Source organism: Rickettsia sibirica 246 (assembly GCF_000166935.1).
GTDB lineage: Bacteria > Pseudomonadota > Alphaproteobacteria > Rickettsiales > Rickettsiaceae > Rickettsia > Rickettsia rickettsii.
In genome coordinates this window covers 911,854-925,195 of sequence record NZ_AABW01000001.1, presented here as the reverse complement: position 1 = coordinate 925,195, position 13,342 = coordinate 911,854, and the positions used below count along the sequence as shown (strand labels likewise).

Genomic DNA, 13,342 nt, shown 5'->3' with positions numbered 1-13,342 from the left:
TCATATACTTATTCTAATAAAGAAAGAGCTTCCTGATGTTTCTTAAGATTATTTAATACATCTCATTTAATGAGATATGAACCGGTAAGAAATAAATTCCATCATTTGGATATTTTTTTCTGCTTCTTCTAGATTTCCTAGCTGAATATTGGATATAGCCGACCCGAAAACTACATTACATTTTATGGAATCATATACTTTCACTTCATCAAATACCTGCTTAGCTTTCGTATCTATTCAATTGCTTTTTAGGATCTGACCAGGTTCTATAATACCACCCTATGCGTCCTAAATATGCAGCATAAGCAAATTTTTCTTCATTATTCATTGTCCATAATTTAAATTTACCTTTTTGATCGTTTTTATCAAACCAATTTACTACTTTTTTTGAGTTATATAAATCGGAAGAATTAGCATATTGTATTAATAAATTTATAACTCTAAAATTTTATATATTGATATATCGTATTTTTCTGCATTTTTTGTAATTAATCCGATATAGTTTTAGCATTTCTAAAAATACGCCCCTTTACTAAACTTTTAGGCATAGAATTTAATAATTCTTTTGAAACACTTTGATTATTAAGCAATGCTATCCCATCTAGTAATCTCTTGGCACTAGGCTTTAATTCATTGCTAACAAGTTTTATATTTAGCTCAATTTTATCCTTAGAGGCTTTTATCTTTTTCTTGTATTTCTCTAAGTTAAAACCTTGTATTGGATTTAATATTTGTGCTCCTTGAACTATGAGAATCGGATAACCTCCAAATGCTTGAGTCAAACAATTTATTAATTCCAGATTTTTATTTTCCAATATATTTGTTGCAAGTAATGCAGCTTCCGGCTTAGTGAAAGCGTTTGCTTTGATTATGTTAGATAATAATTCATCGTCTTGGATACAAAATATAATATTACCTTTATACTCCCAATTAATAAAATCCTCTATTTTCTTATTCTCGCCTATTTCTAAATTATCAAACACCAATAACCATTTATCCTTACTTACTAGATAAACCATTAAATCTTTCTTCATCACTGCCATATCTTCTGAAATCACCGATGATTTTACCTCGGTATTAATAGTTTTAGATAATTTGAGTAATTGCGGCTCTATATTTAGATTACAATCAATCAACCAAATTATGTTATAGTTATCTTTATTTTCATAAGCGTACATTCTAGCAAGCTGCGTTTTACCCATACCGCTTACCCCTACTACACTAGATTGCTTATATTTATTAAGATTTTCCTTTAGTTTTTCCAATTGGGATACATGATTTATAAAATAGCTAACCGATACAACTAAATTGGATATTTGACTTTGAGCAAATATACTGCCGCTTATTAGAAGCATAATAATCACTAATATATATTTTTTTCATAATATTTATTAATTTTAAATTCTTAGCTGTAAAAATTTATATCTTTTCGACTAGAAGTCAATAAAATTTGAGGTTAGTGAAGGTATTGCACGGGGTGGAAAAGTAGGTGATGTCATTCTCGCATAGGCGGAGGGTTGTTGTATGGCTCGTTTATGTCCTTCCCGCGAAAGCGGGACTCCAGTAATTTAAAGATTATACACAATAAGTTTGTAAAATTAAAAGCTTGATTTATCTCGTTTTTTTCTGGATCCCTGCCTACGCGGGAATGTAATAGGTTTTGAGCCATGCAACAAGGCATGTAGGCGGGAAGAGAGAACAAACAAAGCCCCCCTTTTTTCAAAGAGGGCTTTTTTCTTGAGGAACTTATAAACCAGCTAATCGGGAGCGATTAGAAGTTTACACGGACTTTTAGAGTACCTTGATGTGCAGTATATTTACTTGAAATCTGAGCATCGTAACCAATTCCGTACTCCATCTTAGCATCAGATCTTATGCTTGCACTTAAACCTAAATTATAAGATGTTTTAGCGGTTCTGTCAGGCTGGCTGATACACGGAGTAACTTGTCCGTCTAATACAGACTGAGTTTTAGATAATCTACCGGTTACTTTGTGAACCACAAAAGCGTGAACTTCCGGATATACCGCAAGATCAGTTATGTTCATAGTACTGCCGGCTACTTTAGCACCTACTATTAAATCGGTTCTATCGCTAAATTTGCTGTTAACTTGCTTGTTTGCAACTGTTGTACCGGTTTCTTTGTAGTTTTCGTCAGAAGACTTTAAGTAGCTAAGTCCTGCCATTGGAGTTACTAACACACCTTGCATTGCATTGTAATCATAACCGACTGTTAAGTTACCACCGAATGTCATGTTATCGTAATGACCGGCAGCAATTTGCTTGCTCATATTACCGTTAGCATCGAAGAAGTAACGCTGACTTTTGTTCTTCACTTGGTTTAAGCTAAATATTGCACTACCTTGAGCAAAGAAGTTCTTAACAAGCTGCTGGGCACCATATAGAGAGAATGAGAAACCGTTAACGTCGGTTTTATCACCTTTCTTATAATCTTGGTGTTTTATATCAGTTTTAGTGATACCAATAGCAGCACCGATCATTAAGTTATCGTTAGCTAGCGTATCTAAACCGATTACGACACCGGTGGTTTTAGCTTTATAACCAGCTAAACCACCTTGCTTACTTTGATGTGCATCAGTATAGAAAGGTTTTGCCCATATACCGTAAGCTACATTATCAACAGCCTCGTCACCTGCAGCAACCGCAGCCGGTATTGCTCCAGCTTCAGGTCCAGCCATTTCAGCAGTTTCAGGAGTACCTAAATATCTAAGAGCACCTAATCTGTTACCAAGTTGATCTTGGATACCTTTAGCTACATCTAATTGTGCATTAGTTATGGCCGCACTTGTATCGGTAACGATAGCTCCAACAAAATTAGCAGCATTAGCACTATTTTTAGCTAAAAGAAGATTATTATATGCTGCAGTATTAGTTGCATTTACAAATGTTGTAACGTTCTGACCTACACCCGGTGCACCTCCAAACGGACTATTTGCGATATCATTAGTAACTACGTTTTCTGCATTGTTAGTACGTGTTATTACATAATCTTGGTTAGCAGCACGTATTAAACCGTAATTTACGAAACGATTACTTCCGGTTACAACAAAGTTGGGACCTCCTAAAGTACCATTAAATCTAGCACCACCTTGGATTAAAGTATAAGTTTGTGTACCACTGAAATTTGCATTGGCATTATCTTGTACTTTAATGGTTGTAGTTCCTGTGGTTGTTGCATTAACTTGCGCACCTTCCAAAATAACGATGTTACCTATATTACCGTTTGCTAATGTTAAAGTAGTTTCAATAGAAGTATTGTTTCCCCATGTTGAAGTACCACTTGCAAATGTTAAAGTATTTGTAAGAAGATTGATTTTACCGTTAATAGCAGTAGTACCGCCGCCTAAAATTACATTAGAATTTAAAATACCTAAGTTATAAGTACCAAAGTCTATGACTTGTGAATAAATATTTCCTTGTAATCCTGCACCACCATCACTACCTGTAAATCTAACAGAAGCTACAGGGGTATCTGAATCACCTATATTACCGACGAATGCATTACCTAAATAAGTTACAGTACCATTATTAGCTTTAGTAGTACCAATCATACTTGTAGAATTAGACAATATACCGTCAACAAATCTTACATTACCGTTACCGTTAACACTTCCAAGAGTAATTTTACCGTCAAAACCTATTCCGGCTATACCGCCTGTAGTAACAGTTACACCGTCATTAATTGTTGCGTTAGTTGCAATAATATTACCTAAATTGTTATAGTCTGTAGTAAACGTTACTTGCTTGAACTTTGAAGCACCAATACCTGTGCCTAAGCCATAAACTGTACCAGGGGTATTAGGAATACCACCGCTAAGTGTGACAGTACCTTGATTATTGTTTATAGTACCGATACCTGCATATAATGTAGTAGCATTAACGATTATATCGTTATCGCTTCCAAGACCTAGACCTACGATATTATTTTGATCACCGATTACTTGACCGTCAGCGATGACACTATCAACACCTAAAACAATCACGCTAGGAACATCAAAACCTGTAGCTGTTTTATTACCTACGGTACTTTTAATTGTTAAAGGAATTATGTTGCCTGCATCATTGAATGGAATGCCTCTAGGTAAAAATACAACTGTACCTAAACTTGAATTTTCAAAAGCAATCGTATCAGTCACGGCACCATGATAATTACCTGCATTACCTATCTCATTAATCACTACGTTACCGGGACCAGAAACCGTTATTTGTTTTAAAGCATTAACAGGTGCAGCTTGTTTGTTTAATGTTACGGTAATAGGATCGGTGTTAACGAATTCTACTATACCGGTACCATCGGCAGATGCAACAAAGTCTGCAGTATAGTTACCACCGATTTGTAAGGTAGAATTAGCTGCAATTGTAGTGTTACCGTTAAATGTTGCATTACCTAAGAACTTAACAGTAGTACCGTTATCTAATGCTACAGTATTAAACTTATTACCTTGCTGTCCACCGACTGTACCGCTTACTATATTTGTTCCACCGGCATTAAAGATGAAAGAACCTACGTTAGCATCGGTAGTAGTAATATTAGTAGCATATAAATTTACACCTTCACCAACATTTAATACAGTATCAACATTAACCCCTTTAGATCCAAAATTAATTTCTGCAAGTGGATTTGTAGCACTACCTAAATTTGTACCGGCTGCAAGAGTTGTATTATTATTTACAACAGGATTAAATATTATTTTACCTTGACCGGCAGCATTTGTAATTCTTGTTATTAAATAAGTATTATGAGCGAATTGTACTGCACCGTTATTTCCAATAACTAACTCATTAATAGCAACATCACCGTCACTTAAAGCTGTTTTACTTGAGCCAATATTAAATTGTCCAAGAGTTTTATTATTAGCTCCAATAGTACCGATTTTACCGTTCATAGTTAAAGTTTGAGCATTTGTTAGGCTACTCGCATCAACAACGCCTGTTTGATCAGTAATTATATCTAAATCAAAATGAACTACAATATTATCTTGAGTGCTTGTGAATTTAATAGTACCACCGTTAGCTTGGAAATCAATCGTTCCACCATTAGCACCGATAATATTTGCTCCACCAAGTGTTAATGTTTTTGTAGCATCGTTAGCTAAAGTAATGCCTTGTAACGCAGCAGCACCGCCAGCGTTCCCTATATCGCCGGTAATTGTAGCACTACCGTCTAAGGTAATAGTACCGGCTGCAAGAGCACCGGCGACAAGAGCAGTTTGGTTAACTTTACCGTTTATAACTGTACCGTCAGCAAGTTTAAAGACAGAACCGGCATTTCCTAAACGTAACTCGGCAGCATGTGTTCCTGATAATTGGACAACTCCGGCACCTGATGCTTCAATTGCTGTAATATTATTTGTCACCGCAACATTTGCATCTGCACTAGCACTTGCTAAAGTACCGTTAGCATCAAAAGTTATCACACCTGCAGTGTTACCGGGATTGCTAGCATCACCTGTAAAATTACCTTTAAGGGTCATAGTATTAGGAACTGTAATCTGTGCTGCAAGATTACCGAAATCAGTAGTACCAAAGTTTGAGTTTTGGGTTATTGCAACTTTAGAAGCTGCTGTTTTAAAGGCAGTAGTACCGTCTGTACCAACGTCAACTATGTGTCTAAAATTTACTTGTCCAACTGCATTAGCACTTTGTATAACCATGTCTTTAGCATAAACTTGTCCATCGATTGTTGCTACCTTACCATTATCTACGCTAACAACAAATCCTGCAGCTCTACCTGCGCCATTATTAGTACCTATTACTGCATTAGCAGGGCCTGCATTAGCTTTAAGTTGACCGTCTACTGCAACAGTGTTAAATTCAATAATACCTTTTAGATTACCGCCTAAACTTCCTGTAACGTTAAAGTCGGTAGCAGCAGCATTCTTACTTACTAATACTAATCTACCCGTACCGTCTGTTCCATTAAAATTAATAGTAGTACCACCTGCTTGTAAATTTAAAGCATTAGCATTATTAGCATCAGTATTGAATATGATACCTTGACCGTCACCGATATTAATTGCATTAACAGTAGCAAAACTTTTACTTGAAACTTTAATAAATCCATTAGTAACATTTAATGTACCGTTAGCACCATTAACTATTACAGCATTATCTCCAAGTATAAGAGGAGCTTTTTGAGTTGTAGGATTTGCTAAATTAAATACTAATGTAGAAGCCGCAGCACCGAAGTCTATTGTTCCTACACCTTGAAGATCATTATTTTCAATAGCAGCACCATTATTAACTTGTACAACAACATTTTGAGCATTTTTTGTAGCAGCAGCTTGTACATTAGTAATACCTTGACCTGTTATAGTAAGAGTTTTACCGGCATTAAGCGTAAGGTTAAAGAAGTTAGCGTTATTAACAACATGAGTGATGAACCCTAAGGTAGTATCTTCACTCACTGTCACTGCTAAATTGTTTGCAGTATTTAAAAACAAACCGTTAAAACTACCGGCTGGAGTATTTAAATTAATACCCTTATGAACATTAGCAGTAATAACTGCATTTAGAGGAACTGCAACATTTGCAGGAACTGCAGTTTGGTCAAATCCCGCACCATCAACAGTTGTAGCATTTGCGTTTGTTGTTCTATTCTGCTGTATAGCAGCACCCATAGCTGAACCTGCAAAACTGGCTACTATGGTAGCTGTAGAAGCAGTTACCAACCCTGCGGAAATTAATTTTTTTAGAAAATTTGGTTTTTGAGCCATAATTTTTGTCCTATATTTAAGTTAAAATTTAGTACCTAGTATTAAAACAATCAAACGTGAGTCAAGATATCCCACATTTGATAAGGAAATAACCTAATATTTTGTTTCAATAGTTTCTAAACTACGAGCTGTAGCATACTATATATTGTATATAATTACAAGCATCGCTATAGTTTTTTTATAAAGTTTTAATAAATGTTATATTTTTACCACATTGGCGTTATGCCTTATCAGTGTCATCCCGTGGCTTGACCGCGGGATCCAAAAAAAATAACTTAATTAAGTATACATTTTTGATTTTTTTAGATGGATACCGCTACAAGCTCGCAGTATGACACCAAGCACTGGATCCCGTGGTCAAGTCACGGAATGACGAACTAATTATCCCCCTAATCTTTGTTAAATATTAGCACTTCAGCAGTATTTGCCCATTTTAGCATTGCGTCGTATTTAGTATGCCAAATACGCATAATTTCTTTTTCATATTCTACAATTTGCTCTTCGAATCCTTCAAATTGTTTCACCATTTGACGTGCTTTAGAAAGTATCGTGTCATTAGTAACGTCAAAAACTTTTTGCAAATGACGGTCTTGTGCTTCTTTATAATTTAAATGAGCTGCTCTACCAAGCTCGGCATCTTTATGCATATTTTCACTTCTTATCTGTATTTCAAAATTACGTTTAGAGTGTAAAAGCTGCATTATATTATGAAGAGACTGATAGCCGTTACTTTTTGGTCTATTGATATAATCTTTGGTGTATAACCAATCTAAATGCGGAGAACTCTTAACTACGTCCAAAGCATTATAGCATAGAGCTTTAGATTTAACTATAATCCTACATGCAATTAAGTCTTTCAATGCATCAATCGGCACTTCTTTCCTTTTCATCTTTTTTAAAACAGAATAAGGTTCTTTAAGACGCATATATATCTCATTTTCTATATCTGCTTTATTTAAATCTTCTTTAAGCAGATTAATAATATCACAAATCAAATCCCCTCCTGCTACCTAAAATTCTCTATATCTCTATTCTTAGTAAATATTACCTATAGCTTTTAGAACTTAATTTATAAAATTAATTCTTTAACTAAAAATTAAAAAACAGATTAATAGTAAAAATAAATTTTTTCAATATAATTGTTTAATTAATTTTAACTTAGATTAATTGGATAAGTTCCTTAATAGCCATTGTACGGCTAAATACCTGCCGTTGTGCAGTTCTGTTATCATCCCGTGGCTTTATGACCACGGGATCTTACATCACAGACTGTGTCCTAAGATACCGCGGTCGAGCCGCGGTACGACATTAAATGAATAATAGCCTTACGCAATAAACAAGTCAGAAAATTTATCTATAGAATTTTCCGAAACACTACATAGAACTTCAGACATTTTGTTAAATTCTCCAGTACATTCAAGCACTATATCTACGCCTGCATCTAACACTTCTTTGGTCATATCTCCCATACTACCGCTTAAAGCTTTCATATCTATTGCATCGGAAATAATAAGCCCTTTAAAGCCGATATTATTTTTAATATAGTCTATCACTTTTTTTGATAGGGTGGCAGGATTCTCAGGATCAAGAGCTTTATAAATTATATGTGCCGTCATAGCAAGTTTAATATTATCGTGCTTCGCGAGCTCCTTAAATACTTTAAAGTCTGTTTTTGCTAACTCTTCTATATCAACATCGACAATCGGTAATTTTTTATGGCTATCCACCGTAGCTCTACCATGGCCCGGAATATGTTTTATACAAGCCCCGACTTTCTCTTCTTGTAATCCGTCTATAGCAGCTAAACATAAAGGCACGACTACTTCCGGCTCCCCGCCGAAACTTCTATCGCCGACTATCTTGTCTGCTCCTTCGTGGAGCAAATCCGCTACCGGTGCAAAATCTAGATTAATGCCTACTTCTCTCAGCTCTTTCGCAATATCACTATAATTTTGTTTACATGCTTGGGGATCAGTAAAAGTTTGAGCAGCCGGAGCGTCATAAAAAGTCGGTGCTATAAGCCTTTGTACCCTACCGCCTTCTTGATCTATAGAGATGATAGTATTTTCCCCTAATACTTCTTTTATATCTGCAATAAGCTTAATAAGGGCTTCTTTAGCCTGCGCACCGTTATCATTCTTTCTAATATTACGACGGAATAAAACTACACCTAAAGGATTATGCTCCTCAAATAATTCTCTTTCGGCATCGGTTAATTCAGGACCAGATATACCTATAATTACTGGCTTTACCATTTGTCTTATTGTCATAATATGTCCTTTCTTTTCTTTAAAACGTGATATGACAAGTACTATACGCACGTCATCGAGGAATCGGCAAGAATTTTTTTTATTTGAAGAGACAAATTATGGAAATTGGTAAGTAATATATCGATTCTAGCGGTAGAAAGAGATGTAATATCTTTATTTAAAGATTTTTGGAGTAGATCAATATCATTAGCAGTATAATATTTTCTATTATTTATTTTATAATTAGATAAATCAGTTTTTTTTGTCTCTAGATATCTTAATTGATGTAAAGCAATATTTAAATGCTTAATCACTTCACTAGCAGAATAATATTTTTTTGTTAGCTTATTGTTTGTCATATACTCCGAATACAGATTTTGTTGCATGGCTCGTTTTATGTCATTCCCGCGTAGGCGGGAGTCCCAAAAATAACCTTAATATTGATACACATTATTGACACAATAAACCTAAAAAAACAAGTTTTTTATAGGTTTTACTGGATTCCTGCTTTCGCGGGGATGACATAAAAAGCATTTTCCGAGACATACAACAAGCCAACAAATTATAACGAAGTTCATCGAGTAGATTCATTAATTAAAGCTTTTAATTTAGAAGAAGGGACAAAACGTAAATGCTTTTTTGATTCTATAATTACCGGTGCTTTGGTATGAAAATTTATTCCGGGACGTGGATTTTTTTGTTTCACCTCAAAGCTACCAAAATTCTTTAAAGTTAATTTTTGCTCTTTTGCTATTTCTAAAATATTAGAAAAAACCGTATGAACTATTTCCTCGCATAAATTATTTGAAAAACCCAATTTAGAGCTTAACATAGCTGCAATTTTTGCTTTGGTAATAGTCATAAATAATACCGGTTTTTAAGGGTATATTGTCTGCAGTCATTGCGAGAAGAAACTATAAGTTTCGACGAAGCAATCTCAAAAGTTGATCCTACTTTATGAGATTGCCGCGTCGATGCTACGCATCTCCTCGCAATGACATTAAAAAATTACGAATTTGCTTTTTCTTTATCGTTATTATATTCGTTAATATTTTTATTTAGCTCTTCTAATTTATCCACTAGGTGCTGACGTATTTTTTCTTGCTTCTTGCTGCCTGCTTTTTTATAAGCTTCCATTTTTGCTTTTACAGCATCTATAGATTTTTGCAGTTCTTCACCTTTTTTATCTTTCTGATCTTTCACATTCTTTTTTATCTCTATAACGCTTTGGGCTATCTGATCATAAGTATTGCTTAAGGTCTGATTAAATTTATCGGCTCCCGTTTGTGCTAGGTTCGTTAAATTGTCTTTTAATTCCTGTAAGTTTTCGGTAATTGTTTTTGTACTGCTTGTAGCTACTTCTGCAGTTTGCACTTCATTTGCTTTTGTTGCATCCTTGGTAGGCAAATCCGCAAAAATACTAGGTGTTAATAATAAAGTAGCGGTAGCACCTAATGTTATTAAAAATTTTTTCATTATATTCTCCAATTATTTATGTTTATTATTATATTGTGCAACTTTCTTACTTAAATCATCAAGTTTTTTCACAAGAGTCTGTCTATATTCTTCCACTTTATCATCTTTAATTTTCTGATAATCCTGTAACTCTTTCGTTAAATTTTTATATTGCGCTTTTATAGTTTCTAAAGAATGGTCTTTACTATCCTTAGCATATTCCTCTAAATCATTAATTTTGACGGATAATTTATCTGCTACTTCATGACATTTTTTATTAAAATCGACAGTAATAATTTTAGCAGAGTCCTTAAGATTTAAATGTAATTCTTCAAGTGCTTCACTTATAGTTCTTATAAAACCTATTTATTGAAATAGTTAATAAAAATTAAACTTAAATATTATATACCGGTATCATAAATAATATAATTATAAAAAGCAATTTTAAAAAGTACATATTGAATATATAGTTATTATATCAAATAAATTTGAGGGTGTTATGACATTAGAACTAGGAAAAAAACTTCCTGATTTATCTTTACACATAGGTCAAGATAACGTAATTAAACTATCGGATTTAAAAGGAAAATTCGTAATATTATATTTTTATCCGAAAGACGATACACCTGGATGTACTATTGAAGCACAAGATTTTAACAAGCTAAAACCGGAATTCGATAAACTTAATACGGTAATTATCGGAGTATCCAAAGATAAGCTTGACTCTCATGATAAATTTAAAGAAAAATATAGTTTAGGATTTGATTTAGCCTCTGATGCAAATTCAAATTTATGCGAACAACTAGGGGTATGGATAGAAAAATCAATGTTCGGTAAAAAATATATGGGTATTGATAGAGCTACGTTTTTACTTGATAAGGAAGGCATAGTTAAGCATATTTGGCGGTCGGTAAATGCTAAAAATCACGCTCAAGAAGTACTTGAGAAATTACGGACTATGCTTTCTTAAAATGTCATACCGTGGCTCATTTTTTTGTCATTGCGAGGAAATTGTATAGCAATTGACGAAGCAATCTCAGGATATTTGACGAGATTGCCACGCAGCCTACGGCTGCTCGCAATGACGTTTCATTTCTTCCATCTATTGTGAAACCAAAACCATTGAGCAGGATTTTGCTTAACCCATTCTCCTAGCATTTGATTAATATTAAGCATAATATTATAGCAATCGGCTTTATTATCGCCGGTTTGCTCAAACTTTAATTGCGGGTGAACTATTACTTTAAAATAACTGCCTTTAGTTCTAATGATTTGGCAAGGTATAATTGGATATTTATACTGCAAAGCAATTTTAGCGATGGCGCTTGCAGTCATAGCAGGATGCCCTAAAAAAGGCACTTCAATTCCATCGTTCATTTTTTGATCAACAAGCATAACAATAGATTCACTCTCCTTGATAGCCCTGACTAAAGCTCTGCTACCTTCAGGACCTTTCGGTATAAGTCTTAATTTATCACCGGCACGACTTGCATTAACCAACTTGTTAACATACGGGTTATTTGCTTTACGATAAATTACGGCAACTTTTGGATAAAATTTATGAAGAATCTTAATACTAATATCCCAATTGGCAAAGTGACCGCCAAATAATAAAAAAGGTTGTCCTTCAAGTTTTTTAATATTTTCTATGCCGATTATTGCGATTCTACGCTCTAACTCGGCTTCATCCATCTTGCTAACATATGTAAATTCACCGATAAACCTACCAAAATTATCCCAAGTTTGATCTATGATTGTTTCAACATCACACATATCGCCGAATACTACTTTAATATTTCGTCTAGCAATTTTATTAACAGCAAATAATATACCGACTTTTCTTGCTATAAAACTACAAATATCCGCCGCTTTATCTACACCGAATATTCCTATTACTTTCAGGAATATAACAACGATAAAATACTCAATTAAATATCTAAGCTTTTTTAAAAATTTTTTCATTTAATAAATCAGGATGGTTTATAGATAATTCTACATCTAGACAGACAATATTATTATTTAAATCATTAAACTTAACATGATCTTTTCTTGTAGTAACTAAGGTAGCATTATGCTCTTTAGCTAATGAATATAAATTTTCTAAATCTGCTTGTAAATAATTATAATGATCAGGAAAAATTTTGTAACCGGTTATATTTAATCCGTAATTTTTTAAAGTCGCAAAGAAACGCTCAGGATTACCGATACCGCTAAAAGCAAAATAATTTTTAGTTTTATCTATATTATTTGAAGGAACTATTTGAGCATTTATTAACTTATTGACATAAGGAGTTAAAATATTTGGTATTTTATCTTGGTGGCTACTGACTAAAAAAATTAAATCAGCTGCATCAAGGGCTTTATTTGGATATTGTCTTAAAGGACCAGCAGGAATTAGAAAACCGTTGCCGAAAAGCCTTTGGCTATCTACTGAGACTATAGTAAAGTCTTTATGAAAATAAGGATTTTGTAGGAAATCATCAACTATTATTATATCAGGTTTAAGCTCGTTAAGTAACGGCACAATCTCTTTAATATTTTTAGTAGCAATAACTGCTCCGTACTTTGCAAGTATTACCCCCTCATCTCCTACCTCTAATGCTGTATGTCCTTGATGTATGGTAGTTGCACTTTTAAGGTTACTACCATAAGCCTTAGTTACTATTACAAAACTTACATTTCTAGCTTTTAGTAATTTGGCTAGATACATTACTATCTGCGTCTTACCCGTACCTCCTACGCTACAATTACCGACACAAATAACTTTAGCAGGCAACATAATAGGACGTGCTAAACTAGCTCGTAAATAGCCTAAAAATTGATATATCACGCTTATAGGCAAAAGCAAATAAGCTATAATATTTCGCTTCTGCCAAAATTCAGGATATAAAAGTTTGATCAT

General features: G+C 33.9%; 11 protein-coding genes. 1 reads left to right on the top strand and 10 read right to left on the bottom strand.

All coding sequences use genetic code 11. From position 1 onward, the window contains the following. Window positions 1-66: 66 nt before the first annotated feature. From RSIB_RS09200 to RSIB_RS01525, 8 genes are all read right to left on the bottom strand, one after another. Window positions 67-204, bottom strand: coding sequence for a hypothetical protein (locus RSIB_RS09200; RefSeq protein ID WP_167316970.1), 138 nt, complete (start codon window positions 202-204; stop codon window positions 67-69). A 284-nt stretch (window positions 205-488) separates the two neighbouring features. Beyond that, window positions 489-1,355, bottom strand: coding sequence for a hypothetical protein (locus RSIB_RS01500; RefSeq protein ID WP_032850881.1), 867 nt, complete (start codon window positions 1,353-1,355; stop codon window positions 489-491). Between the two features lie 416 nt (window positions 1,356-1,771). Beyond that, window positions 1,772-6,736, bottom strand: coding sequence for an outer membrane protein OmpB (ompB, locus tag RSIB_RS01505; protein WP_004997611.1), 4,965 nt, complete (start codon window positions 6,734-6,736; stop codon window positions 1,772-1,774). A gap of 389 nt (window positions 6,737-7,125) precedes the next feature. Continuing rightward, on the bottom strand, window positions 7,126-7,731 hold the full coding sequence (locus RSIB_RS06375; RefSeq protein WP_016728328.1) for an HD domain-containing protein: 606 nt from the start codon (window positions 7,729-7,731) through the stop codon (window positions 7,126-7,128). Window positions 7,732-8,061: 330 nt separating this feature from the next. Further along, entirely contained in the window at window positions 8,062-9,006 is a 945-nt protein-coding gene (gene nagZ, locus RSIB_RS01510) for a beta-N-acetylhexosaminidase (RefSeq protein ID WP_004997610.1), read from the bottom strand. Between the two features lie 41 nt (window positions 9,007-9,047). After that, entirely contained in the window at window positions 9,048-9,344 is a 297-nt protein-coding gene (locus RSIB_RS01515) for a MerR family transcriptional regulator (RefSeq protein ID WP_004997609.1), read from the bottom strand. Window positions 9,345-9,559: 215 nt separating this feature from the next. Beyond that, window positions 9,560-9,847 (bottom strand): HU family DNA-binding protein, encoded by a 288-nt coding sequence (locus RSIB_RS01520; RefSeq protein WP_004997606.1) that lies wholly within the window; start codon window positions 9,845-9,847, stop codon window positions 9,560-9,562. Between the two features lie 146 nt (window positions 9,848-9,993). Beyond that, window positions 9,994-10,461 (bottom strand): hypothetical protein, encoded by a 468-nt coding sequence (locus RSIB_RS01525; protein ID WP_004997604.1) that lies wholly within the window; start codon window positions 10,459-10,461, stop codon window positions 9,994-9,996. A gap of 478 nt (window positions 10,462-10,939) precedes the next feature. Between RSIB_RS01525 and bcp the strand changes: the two genes are divergently transcribed. Continuing rightward, a complete protein-coding gene (gene bcp, locus RSIB_RS01530; RefSeq protein ID WP_004997602.1) occupies window positions 10,940-11,410 on the top strand; it encodes a thioredoxin-dependent thiol peroxidase in 471 nt (156 codons plus the stop codon). 119 nt (window positions 11,411-11,529) lie between these two features. Here bcp and RSIB_RS01535 read toward each other — a convergent pair whose 3' ends face one another. After that, window positions 11,530-12,402: a lipid A biosynthesis lauroyl acyltransferase gene (locus RSIB_RS01535; RefSeq protein ID WP_004997599.1), complete on the bottom strand. Its 873-nt coding sequence runs from the start codon at window positions 12,400-12,402 to the stop codon at window positions 11,530-11,532. After that, the gene (lpxK, locus tag RSIB_RS01540) at window positions 12,377-13,342 is read right to left on the bottom strand and encodes a tetraacyldisaccharide 4'-kinase (protein WP_004997591.1); all 966 of its coding nucleotides are present in this window, start codon (window positions 13,340-13,342) and stop codon (window positions 12,377-12,379) included. The genes RSIB_RS01535 and lpxK overlap by 26 nt, the downstream gene beginning before the upstream one ends.